Raw genomic sequence first — 25,235 nt, 5'->3', positions numbered from 1 at the left:
ACCAATTAACAATTTGGAGATTTTAATGGACGCAGCCAAATATATTTGGATGAATGGAAAATTTGTTGCATGGGAAGATGCAAAGGTACATGTACTCACACATACAATTCACTATGGAAACGGTGTAATTGAAGGAACAAAAGCTTATAAAACTGACAGAGGGTATGCAATATTTCGTTTGAATGATCATACCAAAAGACTCAAAGAGTCGGCAAAAATGACACTGATTAATATTCCTTATACTGTTGAAGAGTTAAACATTGCACAGATCGAACTCATCCGAAGAAATGAATTTACCGGGGACAATGTCTATCTTCGTCCTTTTTCGTTTTTAGGCTATGGTATTATGGGGCTTTACCACAAAGACGCACCGGTTGAAACAGCCGTTGCCGCCTGGGAATGGGGTGCTTACCTTGGGGAAGAGGGTATGCGTAAAGGCATTCGTCTGAAAATTGTCTCCATGACAAGACCGGCAAACACATCCAATATGGGAAAAGCCAAAGCCACTGCAAACTATTTGAACTCCCAAATGGCAAAATATGAAGCGATTGACTGCGGATATGATGAAGCCTTGCTTCTGGATGATGAAGGTTATGTTGCAGAAGCAAGCGGGGCCTCGTTTTTCATGATAAAAGACGGGGAGATTATTACACCGCCAAGTGATAACGCCTTAGCTTCCATCACACAAAAAACTGTCATTGAAATGGCTGAAGACCTTGGATACAAAGTGACTCGACGCCGTATCACAAGAGAAGAAGTCTATGTGGCGGATGAGGCATTTTTGACAGGAACGGCTGCAGAAATCACACCGGTTGCTTTGGTTGATGCCAGAGAGATAGGCAGAGGCTCCCGCGGAGAGATAACGGCAATTATTCAGAGCGGGTATTTTGACATTGTATTTGGTCGAAATAAAAAATATGAGCATTATCTTACCTATGTGGATGAGATCAATTAAGAAGACTTTCGGAACCCAGACTTTCAATACTGAAGCATGACTTAGAAAAAAACTAAATTTTTTTCTGTAGTCCGGGCTGAAAGTGCCAGAAAGTTGCAATAGCCGGCACTGAAGTACCGGTTCCGGGAAACAGCCTGTATTGGAACCCATTCTTTAGGGTCAATGCCCTTCAGTTAAGCGGTTTTTTCGGGACCCGTACTTTAGTCCGGGCTGAGAATGGCAGGAAAATTTAAAAAGTAAAAAAAGGAATACAATGGCATCAGATATGAATGACTATTTTAACAAGAAGAAAAGTGAAGGCGGAGGATTTAATAACTCTAACTCAGGCGGTGGCAGTGGTCCAAAAGGACCTCAGATGCCGAATTTGAATTTTAATTTTGGCGGGGGAAAAGCAGCACTGACATATTTCTTGATTGCTGTTGCTGTGATGCTTGTTGGCAAAGCCGTTTATTATTATTCAAGAGGGTGAACGGGGTATCTTAAGTACAAACGGAAAGTATCAGGACCAGGCACTGCTTCCGGGACTGCATTTTATTATTCCTGTGATTCAAAAAGTATATACGGTGGATACGAAGGTCCGTATTATCAACTATGCATCACGTGTAGAAACAAATTCAAATGCTTCGGGGATTATTTCAAAGCCTGCCATTACAGTGCTTGACAAACGTGGTCTGCCTGTCTCGATTGAACTGACTGTTCAGTACAGACTCAATGCACAGTTTGCCGCACAGACGATCTCAAACTGGGGATTCAGCTGGGAAGACAAAATAATCAATCCTGTTGTTCGTGATGTTGTGCGTAATGTCGTAGGAAAGTATGATGCCGAATCTATTCCTGTTATGCGTAATACAATTGCAACTGCGATAGAAGACGGCATACGAGAAAGTATCAAAAGTCTGAAAAACTCTCCGGTAATCCTGCAGTCAATCCAGCTTCGTGATATTATGTTGCCGGAAAAAGTAAAAGCACAGATTGAGAGAGTACAACTGGCTAAACAACAAGTTCAACAGGCAGAACAGGAAGTACAGCGTGCGAAACAAGAAGCACTCAAACGTGCCGCAGAAGCTCGCGGTATCGCTGAAAAAGCAAGAATTGAAGCACAGGGTAAAGCAGATGCTGTGACAATTGAAGCAGATGCCAATGCCAAAGCAAATATTTTAATTGCAAAATCATTGACAACGAAGCTTTTACAGCTTGAACAGATGAAAGTACAAAACAAGTTTAATGATGCACTCAGAGTCAACAAAGATGCAAAAATATTCTTGACACCGGGCGGTTCAACACCAAATATCTGGGTTGATACAAAAAATATTCAGCAAAGAACGACGGCACGATAAGCATGCAGGAAATAGTCAATAGAGTAGATTGGGAGAAGCAGGAGCTTCTGCCTGTCATTGTCCAGGACAACACGACCAATGAAGTGCTGATGATGGCCTACATGAATAAAGAGGCTTTGGAACTTTCACTCAAAACAAAGCAGGCACACTACTTTTCAAGAAGCAAACAGCGTATATGGAAAAAAGGCGAAAGCAGCGGACATACGCAGGAAATCGTCTCTTTTTTTATTGACTGTGACAATGATACGCTCCTGATAAAAGTCAATCAAAACGGAGTAGCCTGTCATACCGGGAGAAAATCATGTTTTTTTACAGAGCTGCAAAGCGGTGAGATTACTTCTGAAGTTGAGGTAAATACCGAGGCTGCATACGGTGTTATTGATACACTCTATCATACGATTCAAGAGCGAAAGAGTGCAGACCCTGCCACTTCATGGACGGCAAAACTCTTAAGCAAAGGGGAAAATACAATTTTGAAAAAAGTTGTTGAAGAAGCCGGTGAATACTGTTTTGCACATAAAGACAATGATGAGAAAGAGATGGTGTATGAAGCGGCAGATTTGACCTACCATATGCTTGTGGCGCTCGCTTCTAAAAATATATCACCAGACAGAATAAAACAGGAGCTTGCCCGTAGATTTGACATGAGTGGCATCGCTGAAAAAAACGCAAGAAAAGAGTAAGTAAAATATGAAAGAGAAGCTGTTGGCATTTATTCATGGATTAATAACGTATGATTATATCCTTTTTGGTATGTCATTTCTTCTTTTTCTTCTTTTTATTATTCTTGCACTTCTCCTTCGAAAAAAGATAATTCTTGCGATCTTTTTTGTTCTTTTTGGATTTGCAATACTTCTTCTCGGTCCTACGCTTGGTTATATCGAGATGCACAAATATCTTTTTAAAAATTCTGTCCAGTTGCTTTCGCAAAAAAGACTTCATTTTGTGGAGGCTTTGGTGGTTAAAGGAAGTATCACAAATGAATCCAAATTCGATTTTTCCGAGTGTAAAATCACTGCAAAAGTCTACAGGGTTACAAAGAACAAGTACAAAAACTATCTTTTACGATTAAAACCATTTCAAAAAATGTCGATTCTAGAACCTGATATAGCACAAGGGCAAACAAGAGAGTTTAAAATTATCATAGAACCGTTTGCATATAAAAAAGACTATAATGTATCTCTGGAGGGAAATTGTAAATGACACTCTTTAATTACTGGCATTATATAGTTTTCTTTGTAATCTTTTTACTGAGTATTGCCGGTATAGTGAGTGCAGTGAAACAAAAAAACAAAAAACTAGTCTATTCTATGATATTTTCTATTATTTTGGTGACTGTTTTTATGGCTGTTTTTTCTGTTATAATTGTTGATAAGTATACGAAAAAGGTGCAGTTGGAAAAACTGCACAACAAAAGGCTCTTGAGCACGGAAGAGATAGCCTATTACGGTATTGTTAGAAATGTCGGAAAATTTCCTGTAGGAAAAGTGACTTTTGAAATAAAACTGGTCAACAAAGGGCATGCAACAGGAAATGTAAAAGGCGGGAATTTTTATAAACCCAGCGGTTTTATGGACTTTTTTTCCGGAGGTTTTGGAATGGGATCACGCAAACCGCAAACCGTTACGAAAAAGTTTGTTGTTGCCAGAAATCTCAAACCCGGTCAGGCAAAGGCATTTAGAGTATACTTCAGATATCCGCCCTATTTCAGAAGTACTGCGGAATTTGCAAAAGCATACGGGCATTAATACTTTAGACCGACTTTTTTAAGTGCGGCGTTAATATTTTTTATCTGTTGGTTCTTGTTGCGGCACCATTTTGGAGCTAAGAGGGAATCATCATCAATGCCTGCTGTCACTCTTTGGACATTGACATTTTTGGGTTTCATCAGAAGAGATTTTACAAGCACATCAAGATATTCCTGCTCACTGATTGGGGTAAACTCTCCACGGTTAAATTCATTTGCCAAGGCAGTGCGTTTTACAACATACAGAGGGTGATATTTTACAGAATCAATTCCCCATGAATAAGCGGCTTTGGAGGTCTCAAGCATCATCTCCTGCGTTTCTCCCGGAAGACCAAAGATAAGGTGCCCGCAAACATTCAGACCTGCCTCTTTTGATTTGATAATCCACTCCTTAACATTTTCGCTGTCATGCCCACGGTTGATTTTTTCCAGTGTTTCATCATATACAGACTGAATGCCAAATTCAATCCAGATCTCTTTATCTTTGGCAAGGCCTGAGAGGTAGGCAAGTGTCTCTTCTGTGATGCTGTCAGAACGTGTACCAATGCTTAACCCTACCACGTTCTCAAAAGAGAGCGCTTTTTCATAGAGTGCTTTGAGGGTTTCAAAAGGGGCATAGGTATTGGTAAATGATTGAAAGTATACAAGAAATTTTTTTGCGCCATACTCTCTTTTCTGGCGTTTTGATATGGCATCAAACTGCAGTTCAAGCTGTTTGAGTTGTTTTTGCAAAAAAGGATTCTCTTTTGATTCAAGATTTAAGTGAAATCCTTTGAGCTCCACAACGGCATCAGTACTGGCTGAAAAAGAGTCATTTTCGCAAAATGTACAGCCTCCTTTGGCCACGGTTCCATCAATATTCGGGCAGGTGAAGCCGGAAATATTGATGCCAACCTTGTGTACTTTTACACCAAATTTGTTTTTTAAATAATTACCGTATGTATAAATTTGTTCCATTAAACGATATATTTTCCAGTAAAACAGGCTGTACAGTAGATATCCTGTGTCGCATTCACACTTCTTAAGAGTGATGCTTCATCCAGATAGGCCAAAGAGTCGGCTTCTATAAAATCACAAATTTCCTGCACACCCATATTTGCAGCGATTAAATTCTCTTTGCTTGGTGTATCAACACCGTAGAAACACGGATCGGTAGTCGGAGGAGAAGAGACACGCATATGGACTTCTTTTGCTCCTGCTTCTTTCAGCATTCTGATGATTCTTCTTGAAGTTGTACCTCTGACTATAGAGTCATCTATAACGACAACTCTTTTGCCTTTGATAATGTCTGTCATAGGAGAGAGTTTCATCTTCACTTTTAAATCACGCATCTCCTGTGTCGGTTCTATAAAGGTACGCCCTATGTAGTGATTGCGCATAATTCCCATTTCATAGGGAATTCCACTCTCCTGTGCATAACCGATTGCAGCAGGTACACCACCATCAGGCACAGGGATAACCAAATCGGCTTCAACAGGCTGAATTTTTGCCAGCTCTTTTCCCATCTCTTTTCTGCATTCATATACAGATTGTCCGAAGACAGAAGAGTCAGGACGGGCAAAATAGACATATTCAAAGATACAGTGTTTTGGTGTCGGTTCAAAGATTTTTACACTTTGAGGGGCTTTGCCTTCTTCAAAAATCAGAAGTTCTCCCGGTTCCACATCACGGACAAAAGTAGCCCCCACAAGATCAAAGGCACAGGTTTCACTTGCCACAATATAGCCGCCGTTGGCCAAACGCCCAAGACTTAAAGGTCGAAATCCGAAACGGTCACGCATAGCGAACATTTTGGTTCTGCTTAAAAAGACAAGAGAAAAAGCACCTTCTATTTTTTGAACAGCATCTATAATTCTGTCTAGAAGTTTGTCCTGCTCACTTTTGGCGATAAGATGAATAAGATTTTCAGTGTCCATAAATGTCTGAAAAATTGCACCGCGTTTGATCAGTCTGGCACGTACTTCATCAGCATTTGTAAGGTTACCGTTGTGAACAATTGCCATCTCACCCAAATCGTATCTTGCAAATACAGGCTGTGCATCAAGAATGGAATCATTTCCCGCTGTGGAGTAGCGGGTGTGGCCTATAGCGCTTGATCCGCTTAAAGTAGCAAGTTTGTCTTCGTTAAAGACGCTCATGACAAGTCCGCGATCTTTGATAGTATGGAGTTTTTCTCCGTCAGATGAGCTGATACCTGCTGCTTCCTGTCCGCGGTGTTGGAGAGAATGAAGAGAAAAGTAGGCTAACTTTGAAGCCTCTTTATGACCAAAAATCCCAACAACAGCACACTTTTCATTCATATTTTCGCGCAATTTTTTTCCTTGATAAGTTGTAATTAAATTATGATGCAATTATACTCAAAATATCTATAAATATTCTCAAAGCTGTCTTAATTAATAGATATAATTTATTTTCAAAGTGGAACTGTTTTTGCTATAAATTATATATTTTCAAAAAAGGTAGGATATATGGAAATTGTTTTGCGCAATAATCTTATTCTTATCACTACAGGGTTTGATACCTTAAATACAAGTTGGATGAGAGAATTTTTAAATCATCATGCCCGTGGTATGCTCTTTTTACCTAAAGCTGTACTTGTATTTCAAAATCAGTCATTAACGCAGGTCAGAGAGAATTTCATAAGAGAGTTAAGTGAGTTTCATGCGAAAACACATGATTTCAATCATGAATTTTTCTTACGTTCCATGTTAAAGTTTGGCAATCAGCCGATTAAAATAGAACTCAACAGGATGGAAGAGCCTGAAACTATAAAAGTACATCTCTATGCATATGATAAAGATACGGTGCTTATTTCACTGGACAGTCCGAATTCATGGGTGCTCAACTATATGCGCTCACAGCTTGAAGTGTATGTGGAGCGGGGAACAGATATTTCTTTGGTGGTGGATGTCAGTGATTTTAGGTCAAAAGCAAGGCTGGAACGTGCTTTAAACAAGCGTCATATCTTGCATTATCAGATTCAGTATACCTATGACAATCATTTTATGTCCAAACTCTACTCGGATTTTGCAAATTTTTCTTTCGGAGATTTATGCAAAGCCTCTTTTGATGAAGAGAAAAAACATTTTTATACGATTTTAGAATGTCCGATCGGTGCTTCGCAGGATGCTTTGAAAAAAAGCTATAAAAAACTGACAAAAGTTTATCATCCGGACAAAATTTTTCATGAAAGTCCTTATCTGGTAGAACATTACACACAAAAATTTCAGCTGCTGCAAGAAGCGTACCAGGCACTGCGTGTTGTCAGTTAATTATACTTTTTACTTGAGAGAGCGTTTTTTAAGCAGTGCCTGAAAGTCCTCGCTGCTGTAAAGTGCCAGACCTGCACCGCTGAGCTGGGTGAGTTCTTTTGAAAATCCCCGTTTTGAGAACAAAACGATTTGGGTCGGTTCAATCCCGAGTTTCTGGCATTTGTCCCGTATTTTATGCAGCTCTTTTTTGTTGATGATGTGGTTTGTCCATTTGCATTCTCCGACATAGATACGGCCGTTTTGTGTGATGGTCAGAATGTCTATTTCTATTTTTGCATCCCAGTAGCTGCCGCTGCTGCGTATATGTGCGTCACGAAGATGATAGTTCAGCAGGACTTCGGAGAGTTCTTCGTATACCAGGCTGGTATAACTGTTGTGGCGCAGGGTAAAATCTTTGAAAAAGGCATCATATTTCTGTGCCTCAATCTCTTTGATATGGGGTATGACAAAGTAAAACCAGAACCTGACAAAAGGGTGGGTAAAAAGGACTTTGTGTGATATGCGGTGGCGTGCCTCTTCTCTTTTTAGCTTTGTGTTTGGATATTTGTCTCTAGGATGCTCTTCCCGTGAATATTCCAGTTGAATCAGGCCTTTTTCCTGCAAAAAATTGAGTGCTGCTCCGCCGTTGGCATTGTTGAGTCCGGCTTTGTTAAAGGCAGAAAAGATACGTCTGTCTCCTGTTGCAAGGGCTTTGAGAAGTTTACGGTTGAGGGTATTGTTGAGAGTGAGTTCTCTCATCTGTGCATCTATAGCTTCAAAATTGTCCAATACAAGCAGCCGGAGTAATTCTTCAATAGGCTTTGTCGTGTCAATTTCCCAGTCAAGTCCGCCAAATACTGCGAAGTAGGAGATCTGCGTCTCCATATCATCTGGGTAGTTTTTAAAATAAAAAGAGCGAAACTGCTCAAGAAGTTTTACATTTGTCATATGTTAATTGTAACATATTTTAGACTACATGTATTATTTAAGTTATAACTGTGAGGTTTGTAAACGGCTTTTCGGAACCCGTACTTTCTATGCTAAAGCATGACTTAGAAAAAAACTAAATTTTTTTCTGTAGTGCGGGCTTTGTGGTGTTGAAAACCAAAAGTTAGATTCCGAAATTATATGATTAAAATCTAATTAACGAGTTGGGGTAGCAACACCAGCACTACTTAAATTTGCATCAACTACGTTTAGTATGTTAGTTTTTGCACTTGACATGTAAGTATTTAATCCCGCTACCAGTCCAACACCGACGATTACTAATAAAAGAGCAACTAAAACTCCGCTCATACCTTTTTGTGACTTAATACGTTTGAATAGATTTTTGATCATATTCTCTCCTTCTTTGTGATAAAGTTGTGATAAGTATATCACTTTTATATAAGAAAAGCAAATAATATTTGCTTAAACCAATTATTAACCTAGCTTATAGTGTTTTTGTGTATTTTTGTGAAATCCATACACTTGCATTCAGATCTTTACATGTACGGTAACAGTCCTGTTTTACTTTTAACCAGCTTGCACCGTTGACTGTTTTGGAGATGTCTGATGTAAACTTATGCCCTTCTTTCCAAACATTAACACGCTTTCCATTTACAGGTTTTTCTCTGAGAAATATCTTTTTCGCATTGACAGCATAGGTTTGCAGAGAAGGTTTTGTCTCTTTTTTTACTGCTGTTTCTTTCTTCTTTGGCATTGTCATTGTAAGTTCATGTGTCTTTTGTGCTGCTTTTTGTGTTTTTTGTGCTATCTTCTGTTGTGTCTGTTGTGTCTGTTGTTTGGCATTCTCTTCCGGTGGAGTTTGCAGACTTTCTTCTTCATCTATTATAATCGGAGCGGGAAATGAAATATGTGATACTTCTGATGGTGCCGTTTCTGTAGTGTTTTGCTCTGTATCGGGAATTTTTTTCGGAGTGTCAGTCACCTTTGCATGAAAAACAGTACTTTGCGCTTTAAAATTTTTGTAAAAGTCAGTGTCATCTATCTCTTCATTGGCATCCACAATCTCAGGGACAAGTAAAAAGATCAAATCAGTTGTGTTTAAATTTTCAACTTTATGCTTGAAAAGCTCGCCCAGTAAAGGAATATCTCCAAACAAAGGGATTTTTTCTTCACTTTTGGAATTTTCACTGTGCAGGCGACCACCCAGGGCTATAACCTGCTCAGATTTTACAACCACATTAGTCTGAATGTTTTTACTGATAAAAGAGGGAATGGAGATGCCGGTTCCAAGAGCAACATTATTGGCAGGGTTAGGGTCTATGGCACTGTCTTGAATATCTACATTGATGTGCATATAGCCCTCTGTCTGCATAAATTTGCTTGTGAGTGTAAGTTTGAGACCATACTCTTTTTCTGTCACCTGAATGGTGGGTGCCGTTCCTGTGTTTTGTATAATACCTGTCGGGATATAAAGCTCCCCGCCTACGCGAAAGGTTGCATTTTTGTCTTCTGTTGTAATGAGCACCGTGTCATCAAGTATATTGGCAACCCCTTTTGTCTGTAAAAAATTGAGTGTAGCAAGAACGGATTTTCCGGTTGCTGTTGTAAAATTTCCCAGGTTGTCAAGTAAAAAACCGCTGAATGTTGCAGAGTTTGCAGCACCCGCATTGGCTGTTGCATTGACATATTTGTTGAAAAATCCCAGTCCGGTAACACCACCCAAATCTTTTGCTCTTTGGTTGTCTACGGCAATGAGGTAGAGTTTTGTACGAATCATTTTGTTGACTCTGCGTGTTTTTGTCAAATCCATCAGTTTGTCTGTATCTACACCGCCTTTTTTCAAAATCTCATAAATTCTTTTTTTGTCATGCGGATCTTTAAATACACCGGTGATGACGGCAGAGTCGTTACCGACCATGCTGAGTGAAAGATTCGGTTCAATAATATTGATCATTTTTTGAATATAGCCGAGATTCTCATTCACATAGACATGATAATTTTCTATGGAGTTGTCCCTGTAAATGATAAGAATAGAGGTGTTGCCTGTTTTTTTACCAAATATTTTAAGCAAACTTCCTTTTGCCGTACTCTCCAAAAGAGAAACGTTAATATTTTCTCTGTTACCGACAATGAGTTTTTTGATCTTTTTTTGCAAGGGTAGGACCTGGTACTCATTGTTAAAGACAAGAATGTCGTTTGCAAAAAGATGCAGACAGATTCCAAGATATAGTAGTATTTTTTTCATTTTTTCCCCTTTTTATTGGCAGGTGCCGGTGATTGATATGTTTTGATCATGATACGAATAGGTTTGCATCTGTGTACTTAAGGTTTTGTTTTTAAAATAGTGACCGTTATGGGTATATTTTATGGTTACAATGACCTGACCAGGCAAGGTTGCATCGGCCGGAGCAGAAAAGCTTATGGTTGTTCCTTTTGGACACAGTCTGCTTCCTACTTCTGTATCGAGTGTTGCATTGAGAGTATTGCTTCTGAGATCCTGTTCGCTGTCAAGTACGGTAGAGGTCTGATTGGCTATGAGTTTGAGTTTGTAATCCTCTTGCATTACACTCCAGTAGTCTGTCATCAGTGTTATGATAAATGCCAAAGTCGGTAGAACAACAAGCAGCATCGCCATGATTTGACCCATACCGAAGGCATTGCGAAAATTGTGTTTAGTTTTCATAGGATATTTTCACTCTTTGTACATGTTTTTTTCTCTGTTTTTTTCTCTGTTTTTTAAACATTTTTTTGTCTACAAGGAGAAGTTCTTTTTGTTTTTGCAGCTTGACGTTGATCTCTTTGGGTGTTTTTATCATCCATAACTGCCCTCCGTAGTTGTGAAGATTATAGACTCGCTTACTGTTAAGCGCCTGTGTTTTATAGTAATACGCCAAAAAGTTTTTAATCTCTTTTGGTGCCATTTGGAATATGACAGTATCTGCCTTGGTAAGCATTTGCTTTTCATTGTAACTGAGAAGTTTTGTCTGTCTGTTCCCGTTGATGACAAAGGTATCTATCTTTACATGTAAAGCGACATATTTTGTATAAAAGAGATCTGGAGTTTTTTTGTTTGCAGAAGGAATGGCACAGGCTATATCTACAAAATCTCCCGAACGCAGAGATGTGTCCTGGTTTCTAAAAAGAGAGAGTGCGACTGAGAGTGTGTCTTTGGTGACCTGCTGTGGTGCTTCTGTCTTTTGAGGCTGTACCTGTTTTTCTTTTTTCTTTTGCTTTTTCGCCTCTACTTCCTGCTCGGTTTTTGGCGGTATCGCAACAATCTTTTCAGGACGAATAGGCTCACCTTTGTAGATATCTACATTGGCATATCGGCCTATAATTTCTGTATCTGTCAAAGGAGTAAAGCTGATATAGCTTTTGGCAAGATTTGCTTTTTTAAGTGAATCTGCATTAATAACATCCCCTTTGTGTATGTTTTTTGCCGCAACAAAAACTTCAACTTCTGCTTCCTTGTGCTCTTTTGTCTTTCCCTGTTTGAGGTATAGAAGCAGTGCTACGGAGGAGCTAAAAAGCACCAGTCCGACCATTATTCCCATGATTATTCTTGTTTTTCTGTTTTTCATATTACTCCCTTTTAAAATCCCGGCATTAAGGCATCTGCTGCCATTGGAAATGCTATCATTGCGATGACTGCCGGTAAGATGAATATAAACATGACCAGCGTAATGCCTATATTCATCGTTGCGGCTTTTTTCTCTATGTTTAGCATTTCCATTGATTTAAGCTCCTGCGCCTGATTCTCAAATATAGATTTGACACCGATTCCTGTTTCCTCGGAAAGTCGCATAAATCCGACAATAGTGGCAATTGCATCACTTCCCGTACGGTTGACAAGATTTGTAAACGCTACATCGCTTGAGTATGTTATAAACTCGTTTTTAAACTTTTTAGACTCACTTAAGAGGTCTGGACCTAAAACACTTGCACCTTCTGTTGTTACTTTGTCTATGGCATTGTTGAGTCCTCCGCCTCCTTCAAGAATGATAATCAGCAAATCTATAAAGATAGGCAAATCATTTTCTATTCTTTTGATTCTTGCCTTTATCTGTTCTTCAACATATATATAGGGCATAAATATTGCTATGGCAACACCTGACACAACTAAAAAAAGCTCAGTTAAAAAACTAAAATCCATAATAAAAATCAGCGATATCAAAGAGATGCCTGCCAAAATACTTGCAAATACTATTTCATTAAACTGTTTGCGTTTAAGTCCCGCTCTTTGAAGCTTTAATTTAAATTCTGCTTTTTTTGCACTGAAATTGTCAGTGATAATTATGTCATCCTCTTTGGCAAAAATAGCGCTTAAAAGTCTCCTGTGCTTATAATGTACATAAGCATACAAAGAGAGGAAAAAAGCGATAATGCCAAGAGAGATGAAAAGAGTAAGGTATGAAAACAGTTCTATCATTTGTGTACCCTTGTCAATACTTTATTGATCATTATGCCGGTAAATACCCAAAGAGCAATACCCAAAAGCTGAAATCTTCCGTATTGGGATTCCATAAAGTACTGATGCAGTTTCCCGTCAAAGTTCCCATTCAGCGAAAAGTATAAAAAGATGGTAATTAAAACAACGACATATGAGCCTACACTGCTTTCTCTTGTAACAACATCTACTTTTTCCTGCATTTTTTCTCTGTAGCTGATCGTTTTTTCAACCTTTTCCAAAGTATTTGAAAACTGTCCGCCGCTCGCGCGCCCTATTTTAATCGCCAAGGCAAAGATACGGAGTTCTTTGGAATGGATAAACTGGTTTAAATTGTTAAAAGCCTCCATCTCTCCGATAGTATTTTTTTCCTGGAAAAATTTTGCAAATATGTCACGAAAAAGCTTGGACCCTGAAACTGAAACTGACTTGCTGAGTGCCTGTTCAAACCCAATACCGTTTTTCATCATTTTTACAAGCACTGAAATGGCAACGGCAAGTGCTTTGTTGAATTTCTTTTTTCTGTTGTCTATAATGGCACGTAAAATCATGTAAAAGATGAACGAACCAAAGGGGATACCTATAAGATACCCGCTCCAGTGGCGTAGAAAAAGTGCAAAGAGAGATCCTGCCAGGAGAGAAAATGCGAAAAAAACAAGAACAAAAATGTAGGGAGAAAAATGAAATCCTGCCTGAAGCATCAGAGCGTTTATTTTGTTTTTCAGCGTATTTTTGCTTTCTAAATGTTTTTCCCGTAAAATGTCATCTTCATCCACATCCACAAGTGATATGACATGCTTGATGTAATTAATGTGTTTTGTCCGTTTGTACTCTGCCAAGAGAATATAGCCAAGTGCAGTAGCACTGCTTGTGATGACAAAGATAAGTAATATGTCTATTTGTAATTCAGTCATTATTTTAGGTTCGGCCATCTTTCTAATATGCTTTTGCTTGAGATATAAGAGGATTGTATAATCTCAGACATATAGTTTGTTTTCCATCCGCACATTCTTTTTGGATGAAACTCCTTAAGCTCATTTGTAAGCATCTCTTTGCTGACAACATAATCATTGTCAAAGATACGGCTCTCCATTGTGACACCGTTTTGCATCATCTTTAATATAGCACGCGAAGAACCTGAAATTGCTTTGAAATTTCCGCTTGAATCCATCGGATTGTCACTGTTGGCATTGCGTTGAAATTCAAACAGGTCCAGCATGGAAACGACACCGTTTTCTTCTATGCGTCTTTCAGGTTCAGATATTTTGACGATGCGTCTTGTTCCGTCGGGAAAACGGACGATTTGTATTATCAAATCAACAGCAGAGATAATTTGTGAGCGCACAAAGGTCATATTTGCCGTAGGACGTGCTTCTAGGAACATATTTTCAATTCTTACAATTGCCTCTTTTGTATCATCCGCATGAATAGTTGTCATAGAACCCGGATGTCCTGTGTTCATAGCATTGAGCATCGTGACAATTTCTGGACCTCTGCACTCCCCGACAATGATACGTCGTGGACTTGAACGCAAAGCTGTACGCAACAGGCTCTCAATCGTGATCGCTCCTGCACCCTCTTCGTTTGGCGGACGTGCCTCAAAGGAGCGAATCGCATGGCAGGGCATTTGCGGTTTCATCTCTTTTGTATCTTCTATGGTGAGCAGCTGGTCGCCCTCGTCTATAAAACGGGTAATGGCATTTAAAAAAGTTGTTTTTCCGCTTGATGTACCGCCGGAGACAACAATGTTAAGTTTGCCTCGTATGGCTTTTATGAGAAAATATGCCATTTTCAAATCAATCATATTTGAGTCTATCAAGGTTTCAAAAAGCAGAGGAATCTCGCGAAATTTTCTCACAGTGACATAGGAGCCGGGATTGCCGTCGCTGTCAAGGTTTGCAGAAACAGGCGGTATTTGTATCTCTATACGTGAGCCGTCGGGCAGTTTTGCAGAGGCAATAGGGTGTGACTCGTCGATTTTTCTGTTTGAAGCCATGAGCATTCTGTTAATAAAACGGCGCAAATCTTCTTCATTCCTGAATTTAAACGGTGTTGCTATAGTCTGGCCGTTGTAAATAACATCAATATAATCTTTTGTGTTGACTAAAATATCATTGAGCCCTTGCCCTGCAAGACGCATAATCGTTGAAATCGGACCGTAGTTGAGCAGATTGTCTATAACAAAGTCGGCTATTTCCGTTTTAAGGGCAGGTTTTGGCAAAGTAAACTCAGATATATGTTTGATGACAACTTCCCGTATCATTTTTTCTGTAAGTTTTCCGTTAATATTAAGTTTTTCGACAAAAGCATCATATATAGAACAGGCAAGCTGAAAATACTCTTCATTTCTGTAAATCAGCGGGAAACAAAACTCAGAACAGAGGTTCTCTTCAATATGTACAGTTGAGGCAGTACTCTTGATCTGTACATTCTCTTCAGTGCTATTGTGCCGTTCTTTGATTTTTTCTTTTAGAGCCATCGTTTCACCTTGGACCAGAAAGAGTGTTCGCCTTTGTGGGCATTTTCATACAAAGAAGCATCATGAATAAAAAAGTTTTCTCCAAACTCTTTGAGCTTTAGCATAAAAGGCGAATCCGGGTATTCGTCGCAGACAAGTTGCGCTTCATTCCAGCACTCTCGTAAATGAACAGCATCATTCGGCAAGGCAAAAGCAATTTCAAAGTTGTGTTTTAGGCCTTTTGAGAGTATCTTTCTTGCCTCCTCCTGGGTAACACTTCCAAAAGAGTCTGAACGGTTGGCTATGATGTGTGTTTTGGAATACCATCCGCTTTTGTCAATGATATCTATATATGTTTTTAAAATAGACATGGAAGGAATGGAAAATTCGGTAATGACAAAAATATTGTCTGCGATCTCTTGAATATCTATCTCTAAATCGACATCTTCAAAAACCCCGACATCTATAATGATAAAGTCAAATTTTTCTTTGATAAACATGATAAAGTTTAAAAACATCTGTATGTTTTCAGGTTTTTCCAGCTCTTCTCTGTCAGTATGTTTTTGTACACCCGGGACAAAATAGAGGTTGTCATTCAGTTTTTCCAAACCGTTTTCAAAGAGTTCCTGCATATCCAGATTTTGCACACTAGATATGTCAACTATGGTTTTTTTGGGCTGCGGATAATTAAAAAACAGGTTAGAAACAGCTTTTGTGTAGGCAAAATCAAGATATAAAACATTTTTGTCTGGATGGTCCTGTGCCAGTGTTTTTGCAAGATTCATAGAAATTGTTGTTGTTCCAACTCCACCGCTGATACCTGTAAATACAGATATGTTACTGTTTCCGCGTCTTTGTTTTATAATGCTTTGTGACTTGATGATGAGGTTTGTGATAAGTCCCGAATTGGCTTCTTCTTCACTGAGGTATACATCTACACCGATTTTTCCTGCCAGCAGAGAAAATTTTGTATCATTCTTGCCTATAACAATCATATAAATATTATTGTTAAAGTGTATCTCTTCAATCTTTTCGATATCTTCAAGATTTTCAACTCTGTAAAGCAGTACCACATCGCGGTTTTTGCTAACAGCATAAAAACTGATAAAATCATTGATGGAGTTAAAGTTTTTGACATCGGTAAATTCGTCTTTTAGATCATTGTAGCACTCTTTGTCGACTTTTGATACATAGGCTATTATCATTAATGCATTCCTCCGTTTTGACTGTTACTGTTTTGGCTGTTGTCTTGGTTGTTGTTTTGATCATTTCTGTTCTGACTGCCTCGTGAGACTTTAATGATTTCAAACTCTGTTGTTGTTCCTGGAGTTGTTGCGTTAATATCTTCAATGTCTATTTTTTTCAGATGGAGAATAAGTCCTTTGTGTACTTTTTCTTTGTATTCGACAACGCTATAATCATTCTTGTCCAATAGATTGTCAAGTTGCGTATCATAATCGGCTCCATTGGAAGAGTGTCCCGATAAAATACTCACAATATTTGTAAAGGTGTCAATTATTCTTCCAAACAAACCTTTCTTTTGTCTGCCTTGATTGCGCTTACACCAGTCCAGCCAATCTTCAGTAGATACGTGAATAGTATATTCTGTTTGTGTAGAATAATTAAACGGATTGAGATATAAACAATGGTCATGATAAGTTTCGGATGTTCTTGAGAGTAGGTTATAATCAGATACAGCCGAATCATCTGCACATCTCTTGCGTGTTTTCCCACCATCCAATGTTGTGTCCGTTGGAATTCCCTGTGTAAATGTCTGATATGATGAACGCCAGCCAAAGATTCCTTTTTCATCTTTTACTGTACAAGACTGTACTTCCGTTCCATAAACACTTTCAATGCCTAAAAGTTTAAAATACTCAAAGCCTTTGACTATGCCGTTTTGTACCTGCATAAAAGTCAAAGGCATATGATTTGTAAAATCAAAGTTTACACTGACAGTTTCTGTGAGTGTTTTTGAGTTCTCTCCAAAGAAAAAGCGAAACATGGATTTTGCCATGAATATCATCGGTTTAAAAACTTCTCCGAGAATACTTACTCTTCCTGTTTGCGGATCAATTTTAGGCTGTACATAATTGGTATTGTCGAGTTTGCTTGCCAGTGTCAGCAGGGTTGTTTCTGTATCCTCTAAAACAGAGTCTGACTGTATGCTGGATTTGTTAGAATTTTCACCCAGCAGACTGGCACCGTTTCCAAAAAAAGGCATCCATTGCGTCATCCCGAAAAAGTTTTGGAATTTACATGTCAGACTGTCCGGATTGAAGGTAAAAAAGATGCCGTCACAGCCTGTTGTATCATTTATCATTAGGGCATTATAATCAAGCAAAGAGGGCTGTTTTGTAGAAAAAGCCTGATTGATACTGTTCGTATCGATAGCAGATTCTTTTTTTATACGGTAGTCTTGTTGCAGACCAAAAATAATGTTTGCCATATATCGGTTTCTGGATTCTATTTCATTTTGCGTTAAAGCATCTACTATTGTTGTATCGTTTTGCGGAGAAAAATAAGTTTTGATCAGTTGTACCATATAACCAAAAAAAGTTCTTGGTTTTTCATTGTTATAATCATTTGTATTGTCATCCTGGTAATATTTGCCGTCTCGAAAAACATCCAAAGCATAAAAAGCATCATCATGGTCAGGATCATAGTTTTGTGCGGAATCAAAAGGAATTCTATATTCACCAGTAGGCAAAATTTGTCCCATGGCATCTTTTTGCAGTTGGGGATTAGCTAAAGTTCCATCATTAATCAAAAACGGTTTTTGCCCTGAACAGCCTTCTTCCGGTAGCCTGCCGTCTTTACATGTAAAGACATTTTCTATTGTAAGTTTTACATTTGCGGCAGTTGCAATATTTGTAAAATTGGACTGGTCCTGTGCGGCATCTGAAAATTTTCCCCAAAAATTGTTGATTTTAAAATTTTGCGTATTGATTTTGACATTCTGGTACATAATCTTGTCACCATAGTCATTTTGCACGTCCTCTTCTTCATACGGTGTCTGCAACGTCACATTTGTTGTTGTCTTTGCCGAGAGTACCAGCGTCAGTACAAACAGACTTACAAGTATGATTTTTCTCATTTTTTCCCCTTTTTTAGTTTTCATCTATGTTGTTTAACACCATAATATTATGAATGTATTGACTCACTTTTTCATTTAACTGCGCATCGGTGAGACTTCTGTTTGCATCATAAAGCTCCTGCTTCTTTTGGCAGGCTGCAATAATTAGACGCTCCTGCGTATGCTGCAAATTTTCCAACTGGTTGACTTTGTGGAGGTTGTCACTCTCACCGCCCATAAACCAGATAAACCAAAACAGCAGCATAATTGCCAGGAACAATGGTACCAGTGCTGCAGAACCTCTTCTCATAATTTTCCTATTGTATAACTCAGTATTGCGGCAATGCTCATAGCCGGAGCAAAGCCATAGCTTTTCTTTTTCAGAGCAGCTAAAATCACAAGATGTATCAGCCCTGAAAATATGATAAAATACCCAACCTGTGACAAACCTACAAAAAGGGCACAAAAGGCACCAAATCGTAAATCACCGCCGCCAAAAGCCATATTTAAAATAACAGGGATGATAAATATGACAAGTACAATTAAGACCGCATATAAATCATACACAGACAGGTCTGCATCCCACCATTTTAAAATAACCAACACTGCAAATGCCGGAAGTATAATTCTGTCCGGAATAACTCTTTTTTTACTGTCAATATAAGAGAGAACAGAAGCAATAACTATAAAATAAACAAATATAATCATCACATTCCCTACACTCTTTTTTGATATTTTTGTGATATTTGAGCTATTGTATGGAAGAGAAGCTTAAATTAATTTGAAGTATGTGAAAAACAATGAATTTTAGTACAAAATAAGAAAAAATAATGATAATTGTTACTTTTTGAAGTAGTTTTTGTTTTTTTAAATATAAGTTTAGATTATGATGTTGATTTTAGAGTTCACTTGCAAATCTGAGGGCATCCATACCGTACTTTTCACGCAGTTTTTGTGTTTTACATGTAAGCGTATACATTTTTCTTTCTTCTTCAAAGCCTAAAAGTGAGAGCTCTTTTTTTGAATCCCTCGTAAAGCTTGAACAGTTGATACTCAAACGAATGACACAAAGACGCTTGTGAATGTCAGCCGCATGAAAAAGAGAAATGCATAAGGCATCAAACTTTTTTTCGGTAAATATTTCTGCCTGAGAGATGTTTTTATGAGATTTTTGATGCATTTCATAGGCAATACCCAAATGAAAAACAGTGGGAATTACCTGAAGTTTTATAATAGCAAAGCTGAGATGTCTGGCAAGAATGTGAACCCGTCTGAGCAGTTCTGCTCTGTCATAGAGCGGATCAAAAGTTCTGGATATTCCGATGGATTTTCTTTGATGGGTCGTTTTAATCTGCGCATCACTTTCTCCGTTGACACGTTTATAGAGCTCTTTTGCATACGGTCCCCATGACTCCAGAGTTCCCCGTCTTTTTCGCAGTTCTCCGAGTGTTTTGATTTGTGCACTGTGCAGTTTGTTTTTCATACTTTTGCCTATGCCTGCGAAATCTTCTACTTTGATGGGGTTGACAAATCCGTCAAATTCGTATTTTGTAATCGTTTTGCATCCAAAAGGTTTGGCATAGCCTGTTGCAAGTTTTGCGATGTAGCGTGTGGATGCGACACCGATGGAGACAGGAAGCTGGAGCTCTTTTTTGATTTCATGGCGCAAGCTGTCTATAAACTGTGGTATCTCTTCATCATCTATCCATCCGCTTACATCTCCGTAAAATTCGTCAATAGATGCCTGCTCGACAAGCGGAATTTTACGTGCTAGAAAGTCATGGAGTCTGTGAGAAAGCTCCTGGTACAAAGACATATTTGGTGCTTTGATGATGAGATGCGGACAGAGTTGCAGAGCCTGTCGAATACTCATGGCGGTTTTGATGCCATAGGCACGGGCTTCATAACTTGAAGTTGTGAGAATACCGCGGATACGTCCGTCTTCGTCCTGAAAACTTTTGAGATCATCCCCGTTTTCATAGGCTTTATAAAAAGTCGGTACAAACGAACCGGAATTTTCAAAATTGACTCTCTGGTTCTTTGCGTCTTTGGTAAATATTTTTGTATCGCTTCTTCCGCCGATGGCAACAGGTTTGTGTTCCAAAGAAGGCTCAAGTATACGAGCTGCACTGACAAAAAAGCAGTCGATGTCAATATGGATTTTCATAATTTAATATTAGCAGAGAAAAAAGAAATCTTTTAAAAGTATTGCAAATTGACAAAAATATATTATAATTTCATCAAATTATTTTAATAAGGAAAGCGGATATGGCACAGGTACCTGAAGATATAGGATGTGAAAATAAAGAGTGTATAGCAAAAGACGAGTGTAAAAGACAGGTGATAGCAAAAAACGGTACAGCACGAGAAATCAGAGAATTCGGCGGCACTGCAACAAAAAAGTGCGGTAAGTTTTTAGAAAAATAGATGAGATATTTTTTAGCGGTTTTTATACTTCTTCTCTTTGGGGGATGCAGTATAAAAAACTATGAACATACAAAGGCAAAAATAGTCATTATAAAATCTCCAAGACTAAAGTTTTCTGACATAGGCTATATACGGCACAGCAAAGATGCGATAGAACTGGAACTTTTTGTTGCGGGGCATGTGCTTCAGCGCATTCATATAAATCATCTGATCTGTGTGAATGAGGGATGTATGAGCAAAAGCAGTTTTAATCAAGAGTATTTGTCTGGTGTTTATCCTCCTTCTTTGCTGCAAAACGTAATATTGGGGAAAGAGATATATGACGGTAAAAACAGCTTAAAAAAAGATAACGGATTTATACAAAATATAAAAACTTCAGATGTAGATATAAAATATAGGGTAAACTCCCGAGAAATTTATTTTAAAGACAAAAAAAACCATATACTCATTAAAATTAAGGAACCAAACTGATGACAGGCCATAAATATGTAGGCGCACATGTAAGTGCAAGCGGCGGTGTGTACAATGCACCGCTTAATGCCAAAGCCATAGGTGCAAAAGCCTTTGCCCTTTTTACGAAAAACCAAAGACAGTGGGTTGCAAAACCTCTTGACAATGAGACGATACAAAAGTTTAAAACTGCCTTAGAGGAGAGCGGAATTTTACCAAAACATGTACTGCCGCATGACAGTTATTTGATAAATCTGGGGCATCCCGAAGCTGATAAACTTGAAAAATCACGCGTGGCTTTTATAGATGAACTGGAGCGCTGTGATGCTTTGGGACTAGACAAACTGAACTTTCACCCCGGCAGCCATTTGGCGAAACTTACCAAAAAACAAAAAGAAGACAAGGTCCTTTTAGAGGAAATCGAAAACAAATGTCTGGACGTGATAGCCGAGTCCATCAATCTGGCACTTGATAAAACAAAAAATGTCAAAGCAGTCATAGAAAATACGGCAGGGCAGGGCAGTAACCTTGGATATAAGTTTGAACATCTGGCATATATCATAGACAAGGTAGAAGACAAATCAAGAATCGGTGTCTGTATAGATACCTGTCATATGTTTACTGCGGGTTATGATATACGCACGCGTGAAGCCTATGAGAGAACATGGAATGCATTTGGTGAGATTGTCGGCTTTGAGTATCTGAGCGGGATGCATCTGAATGATTCAAAACCGCCTTTGGGGAGCAGAGTGGACAGACATCACTCACTGGGCAAGGGTGAAATCGGACTGGATGCGTTTAGATTCATCATGAACGATGAACGTATGGATGATATACCGCTTATCCTGGAAACGATAGATGAAACGATATGGGCTGAGGAGATAGCACTTTTATACTCGTTCCAGCTCTAAGCCGGTACTTCAGTGCGGGCTTTGTGTCTTTTATAGATATTTGAGGAAAAATAAGATAGTATTGTCCGCAGAAAATATCAAAAAGAGAAAAAATATGAAAAAAACAGTGTTTATGTCATTGATGGCAAGTTCAATAATAATGGCGGGCGGATATAAAATTCCGGAAACTTCTACAAACTCAGTTGCTCTTGGGGGAGCAAATATTGCCCATACAAAAAATGCCGATGCTGCATATGACAATCCGGCAAATATGGTTTTTATGGATGATGCACAACATGCAGAAGTGGATTTGATGTATGTAGGGTTAAGCTCTACAAACTTTAAGGGAACTTACGCAAAAACACTTACAGGCGCAGAAGAACTCAATTCGGAAAAACAGACTTTTATTCTTCCTTCACTCCATTATGTCTCTCCAAAACTTGGTCAAAACGGTGTGCGTGTCGGTTTGAGTATCACTGTGCCTGCCGGACTGAGCAGACAATGGGAAGAGGGTTCTGCCAAACTTGTTTCTCAGGAGTTTACATTAAAGATTGTAGAAGTGAGCCCAAGTGTTGCGTATAAAATTACAAACACCCTGGCATTGGCATTTGGTTTTAGAGCGGTGCATACAAGCGGGGTTGTAAAAAGCAGTGAAAGCGCAATTGTCAATGCATCTCCTTTGGCAACATCCTATATCAGCCGTGATCTTGAAGGAAGCTCTTTGGATTTCGGGTATAATCTCGCCCTGGCATACCACCCGACAAAAGCACTGGAACTGGCTGCCACATACCGTTCGAATGTAAATTTGACGGTAGAAGGAAGCGCGAGACTCTCATCAACGGCTGCATTGGGAGGAGCCATTCCTGCAGGTTCATATAACGGTGAGGCAAGTGTGAGTATTCCTCTTCCTGCAACATTGATGCTTGCCGGAGCTTATACATTTGAGAAGACAAAAACAACAGTAGAAGTTGTTTATGAAAAAGCATACTGGTCTGCCTATAAATCTCTTGATTTTGAGTATGACGGATCACTTACAAACCCGGTTTTGATTGCTGCCTTTGATAATCCCAAACCTAAAAACTGGAAAGATACAAACACATTTCGTTTGGGTATTACGCAGGAGTTGGACAAGGTAACTTTACGGGCAGGTGCGATTTATGATGAAACTCCAACGCCGGAGTCTACACTCAATTTTGAATCACCGGGAAGCAATGCATACTCTTTTTCATTTGGTGGACGTTATCAAATAAATGATAGTATGGATATAGGCTTGTCAGCATTGTACTCCATAAAAAAAGACAGAACAATTTCTGGAACGACGAATATAAACGGACTGGACGGTACATTCAGCAACTCTAGAGCGTTGCTTGTTTCAGCCGGTTTAGGGTATAAATTTTAAGGAAATAATTGAAAACACTAGTTAACTTTTTAAACGAAAAAGAGATTGAAAAATCGGAGATATTTATCCATCTAAAATGCAGTATCAATGAAGCAAAGATACTGCAGTATATTGCGCACAGGTATATGAAAGGACAGGATGATGTACTTGTCCTAGATTTGCTGCAGGATTTGTACAAAAGTGAAAACTATGAACATTTGGTACATTTAAGAGAACTGAAAAGTCTGCTTGAACTCGGTTGGCTGCATCAGCAAAGCTTTACTCCTGTAAAAATAGCGGATGTGACACCGCTTGAACTTTTAAACACTGCAGTAGGGCTCACACCTGCTTTTTTAAAACTCTTACAAGACGGCACGCTGGATTTGGATTTGCCTGAAGTAAAGCCCTACTCTGACCATCTTGAGTACCTGCAGGATCAGTTTTTCCGGATTGAACTCTATCAGAAAATGAGTGTGATTCGTCAAAATGTACATGAACATTCTCTCGGTATTGACAGACTGCAAAACAAACTCAAACTGCTTGAAAAGCGCATTGAAGAGCGGGTAAAACAGAGCTCTGAAAATCTTGTGTTGGACAAATTTTTCAAACAGAAGAAAATGAGCAACTATGAGCAGGTAATTTTTATTGCACTGCTTCGTGAAGAGTACGGATCGACTGATTCTTCTTTGCGGGAGATGAATACGTTGATAGATTTGATTTCGCTTGATGAGTATGAACGTATTAAAAACCGTTCATTGTTAGAAGAGGGCTCAAACCTTTTAAGCAATGGGATTATAGATTATGAAGAGATGCTCAATCCTTTTGGCGGAATCAGCCGTTCTTTCTATATAGTAGACGATGTCTTACAAAAAATTATTCATCCGCAAAAAACAAAAAAAGTAACACGCTTAAAACTGAATGCTTTGGTAGAAGAACAGGATATTTTTGAACTGGTAGAACCTGAGACTTCTTTGGATGATGTCGTGCTTAATTCCAAAACAAAAGAGACGCTTGAAAACCTGATGAAACAGGTAGATAAAGAAGTTGTGAGCCGCCTTGTAAAATGGGGTATAAAAGATAAAAAAAGTGGTATAGATGCCAGAATAATCTTTTACGGACCGGCAGGGACAGGAAAAACAATGACGGCATACTCTCTGGCAAAATCACTCAAACGCCAGGTTTTGGCCTTTGACTGTTCTAAGATCCTTTCTATGTATGTAGGAGAGAGTGAAAAAAATGTCCGTAAAATCTTTGATACTTTTTATGAATTGAGCGAAAAAACAAAAACAGAACCTATACTGTTACTCAATGAAGCAGACCAGTTCCTGGGTGCAAGAAGCAGCGGTAATATCACAGGCTCGGATCAGATGCACAACCAGATGCAAAATATCTTTTTGGAACAGATTGAAAATTTCAGAGGAATGCTCATAGCAACGACAAACCTGCTTGAAAATATCGATAAAGCCTTTTCCAGAAGATTTAATTATAAAATCGAGTTTAAAAAACCGGACAAAGAACAACGGGTACAGCTTTGGAAGAAAATGTTACCAAAAGAAGCACCTTATGAGGACAACTTCAATGTTGCAGCGCTTGCAGAATATTCTCTTACCGGTGGACAGATTAGTCTCATAATCAAAAACACAGCCTATAAAGTCGCTGTACGGGAGAATCCGCTCTTTACGCTTGATGACTTTATTGATGAAATCAAGCGTGAAAAAGATGCGAACTTTGACAGTGAGAAATCTATGGGATTTTTAAACAAATAATTTTAAAGCTTCTTTTAAACTAACAAAATATTTACTCGTATCAGTGTTGCGATAAGTGACATTTGGTATGAGTTATCTTCCACAAAACTTTTTTTTAATATTCAT

The 25,235-nt window shown here is 38.7% G+C and carries 25 protein-coding genes and 1 pseudogene; 11 read left to right on the top strand and 15 right to left on the bottom strand.

From position 1 onward, the window contains the following. Positions 1-25: 25 nt before the first annotated feature. From MLC44_RS11505 to MLC44_RS11485, 5 genes and pseudogenes are all read left to right on the top strand, one after another. Positions 26-955 (top strand): branched-chain amino acid transaminase, encoded by a 930-nt coding sequence (locus MLC44_RS11505; RefSeq protein WP_418640696.1) that lies wholly within the window; start codon positions 26-28, stop codon positions 953-955. Between the two features lie 253 nt (positions 956-1,208). Then, positions 1,209-2,292, top strand: a pseudogene (locus MLC44_RS11500) (prohibitin family protein). 2 nt (positions 2,293-2,294) lie between these two features. Next, positions 2,295-2,975: a bifunctional phosphoribosyl-AMP cyclohydrolase/phosphoribosyl-ATP diphosphatase HisIE gene (gene hisIE, locus MLC44_RS11495; protein ID WP_151899528.1), complete on the top strand. Its 681-nt coding sequence runs from the start codon at positions 2,295-2,297 to the stop codon at positions 2,973-2,975. 7 nt (positions 2,976-2,982) lie between these two features. Next, complete coding sequence (locus tag MLC44_RS11490) at positions 2,983-3,495, top strand: DUF2393 domain-containing protein (protein ID WP_434580355.1); 513 nt, start codon at positions 2,983-2,985, stop codon at positions 3,493-3,495. Then, complete coding sequence (locus tag MLC44_RS11485; protein ID WP_434657415.1) at positions 3,492-4,040, top strand: DUF2393 family protein; 549 nt, start codon at positions 3,492-3,494, stop codon at positions 4,038-4,040. Before MLC44_RS11490 ends, MLC44_RS11485 begins: the two co-directional genes overlap by 4 nt. Here the strand turns inward: MLC44_RS11485 and MLC44_RS11480 are convergent. Together MLC44_RS11480 and purF are read right to left on the bottom strand one after the other, a co-directional pair. Continuing rightward, entirely contained in the window at positions 4,037-4,996 is a 960-nt protein-coding gene (locus MLC44_RS11480; protein WP_151899531.1) for a TIGR01212 family radical SAM protein, read from the bottom strand. The two genes, MLC44_RS11485 and MLC44_RS11480, sit on opposite strands and share 4 nt — an antisense overlap. Next, a complete protein-coding gene (gene purF, locus MLC44_RS11475) occupies positions 4,996-6,351 on the bottom strand; it encodes an amidophosphoribosyltransferase (RefSeq protein WP_418640691.1) in 1,356 nt (451 codons plus the stop codon). The genes MLC44_RS11480 and purF overlap by 1 nt, the downstream gene beginning before the upstream one ends. 156 nt (positions 6,352-6,507) lie before the next feature. On the opposite strand from purF, the gene MLC44_RS11470 reads away from it, so the two are divergent. Next, the gene (locus MLC44_RS11470; RefSeq protein ID WP_418640690.1) at positions 6,508-7,311 is read left to right on the top strand and encodes a J domain-containing protein; all 804 of its coding nucleotides are present in this window, start codon (positions 6,508-6,510) and stop codon (positions 7,309-7,311) included. 9 nt (positions 7,312-7,320) lie between these two features. Here the strand turns inward: MLC44_RS11470 and MLC44_RS11465 are convergent, their stop codons facing one another. From MLC44_RS11465 to MLC44_RS11405, 13 genes are all read right to left on the bottom strand, one after another. Further along, positions 7,321-8,238 (bottom strand): DUF234 domain-containing protein, encoded by a 918-nt coding sequence (locus MLC44_RS11465; RefSeq protein ID WP_151899534.1) that lies wholly within the window; start codon positions 8,236-8,238, stop codon positions 7,321-7,323. A gap of 195 nt (positions 8,239-8,433) precedes the next feature. Beyond that, positions 8,434-8,628, bottom strand: a complete 195-nt coding sequence (locus MLC44_RS11460) for a hypothetical protein (RefSeq protein WP_151899535.1) — start codon at positions 8,626-8,628, stop codon at positions 8,434-8,436. A 94-nt stretch (positions 8,629-8,722) separates the two neighbouring features. Next, positions 8,723-10,483: a hypothetical protein gene (locus MLC44_RS11455; RefSeq protein WP_434657412.1), complete on the bottom strand. Its 1,761-nt coding sequence runs from the start codon at positions 10,481-10,483 to the stop codon at positions 8,723-8,725. A 12-nt stretch (positions 10,484-10,495) separates the two neighbouring features. After that, positions 10,496-10,921 (bottom strand): hypothetical protein, encoded by a 426-nt coding sequence (locus MLC44_RS11450; RefSeq protein ID WP_346389629.1) that lies wholly within the window; start codon positions 10,919-10,921, stop codon positions 10,496-10,498. Then, complete coding sequence (locus tag MLC44_RS11445) at positions 10,911-11,819, bottom strand: SAF domain-containing protein (RefSeq protein ID WP_434657409.1); 909 nt, start codon at positions 11,817-11,819, stop codon at positions 10,911-10,913. Before MLC44_RS11445 ends, MLC44_RS11450 begins: the two co-directional genes overlap by 11 nt. A gap of 11 nt (positions 11,820-11,830) precedes the next feature. Beyond that, positions 11,831-12,667: a type II secretion system F family protein gene (locus MLC44_RS11440; RefSeq protein ID WP_346389627.1), complete on the bottom strand. Its 837-nt coding sequence runs from the start codon at positions 12,665-12,667 to the stop codon at positions 11,831-11,833. Further along, positions 12,664-13,599, bottom strand: a complete 936-nt coding sequence (locus MLC44_RS11435; protein WP_151899540.1) for a type II secretion system F family protein — start codon at positions 13,597-13,599, stop codon at positions 12,664-12,666. The genes MLC44_RS11440 and MLC44_RS11435 overlap by 4 nt, the downstream gene beginning before the upstream one ends. Continuing rightward, positions 13,599-15,164, bottom strand: a complete 1,566-nt coding sequence (locus MLC44_RS11430; RefSeq protein ID WP_346389626.1) for a CpaF family protein — start codon at positions 15,162-15,164, stop codon at positions 13,599-13,601. Before MLC44_RS11430 ends, MLC44_RS11435 begins: the two co-directional genes overlap by 1 nt. Then, a complete protein-coding gene (locus MLC44_RS11425; protein ID WP_346389625.1) occupies positions 15,155-16,348 on the bottom strand; it encodes an AAA family ATPase in 1,194 nt (397 codons plus the stop codon). The genes MLC44_RS11430 and MLC44_RS11425 overlap by 10 nt, the downstream gene beginning before the upstream one ends. Continuing rightward, on the bottom strand, positions 16,348-18,240 hold the full coding sequence (locus tag MLC44_RS11420) for a hypothetical protein (RefSeq protein WP_434657405.1): 1,893 nt from the start codon (positions 18,238-18,240) through the stop codon (positions 16,348-16,350). Before MLC44_RS11420 ends, MLC44_RS11425 begins: the two co-directional genes overlap by 1 nt. Positions 18,241-18,253: 13 nt before the next feature. Then, positions 18,254-18,529 (bottom strand): hypothetical protein, encoded by a 276-nt coding sequence (locus MLC44_RS11415; protein ID WP_151899544.1) that lies wholly within the window; start codon positions 18,527-18,529, stop codon positions 18,254-18,256. Further along, on the bottom strand, positions 18,526-18,927 hold the full coding sequence (locus tag MLC44_RS11410) for a prepilin peptidase (RefSeq protein ID WP_151899545.1): 402 nt from the start codon (positions 18,925-18,927) through the stop codon (positions 18,526-18,528). The genes MLC44_RS11415 and MLC44_RS11410 overlap by 4 nt, the downstream gene beginning before the upstream one ends. A gap of 190 nt (positions 18,928-19,117) precedes the next feature. Next, positions 19,118-20,386 (bottom strand): Y-family DNA polymerase, encoded by a 1,269-nt coding sequence (locus MLC44_RS11405; protein ID WP_434657402.1) that lies wholly within the window; start codon positions 20,384-20,386, stop codon positions 19,118-19,120. 101 nt (positions 20,387-20,487) lie between these two features. Between MLC44_RS11405 and MLC44_RS11400 the strand changes: the two genes are divergently transcribed. From MLC44_RS11400 to MLC44_RS11380, 5 genes are all read left to right on the top strand, one after another. Continuing rightward, positions 20,488-20,646, top strand: coding sequence for a hypothetical protein (locus MLC44_RS11400; RefSeq protein WP_188110025.1), 159 nt, complete (start codon positions 20,488-20,490; stop codon positions 20,644-20,646). After that, the gene (locus MLC44_RS11395; protein ID WP_346389622.1) at positions 20,647-21,117 is read left to right on the top strand and encodes a hypothetical protein; all 471 of its coding nucleotides are present in this window, start codon (positions 20,647-20,649) and stop codon (positions 21,115-21,117) included. Continuing rightward, positions 21,117-22,007 carry a deoxyribonuclease IV gene (nfo, locus tag MLC44_RS11390; RefSeq protein WP_151899548.1) on the top strand — a complete coding sequence of 297 codons (891 nt, stop codon included), beginning with the start codon at positions 21,117-21,119 and terminating at the stop codon, positions 22,005-22,007. Before MLC44_RS11395 ends, nfo begins: the two co-directional genes overlap by 1 nt. A 94-nt stretch (positions 22,008-22,101) precedes the next feature. Beyond that, positions 22,102-23,385, top strand: coding sequence for an OmpP1/FadL family transporter (locus MLC44_RS11385; protein WP_151899549.1), 1,284 nt, complete (start codon positions 22,102-22,104; stop codon positions 23,383-23,385). Positions 23,386-23,393: 8 nt separating this feature from the next. Continuing rightward, positions 23,394-25,130 (top strand): ATP-binding protein, encoded by a 1,737-nt coding sequence (locus tag MLC44_RS11380; RefSeq protein WP_151899550.1) that lies wholly within the window; start codon positions 23,394-23,396, stop codon positions 25,128-25,130. Positions 25,131-25,235 lie beyond the last annotated feature (105 nt).

It is taken from the genome of Sulfurimonas sp. NW9 (assembly GCF_051132275.1).
GTDB lineage: Bacteria > Campylobacterota > Campylobacteria > Campylobacterales > Sulfurimonadaceae > Sulfurimonas > Sulfurimonas hydrogeniphila.
Note: the sequence above shows the minus strand (reverse complement) of the source record. Positions and strands in the feature narration are given on the sequence as shown.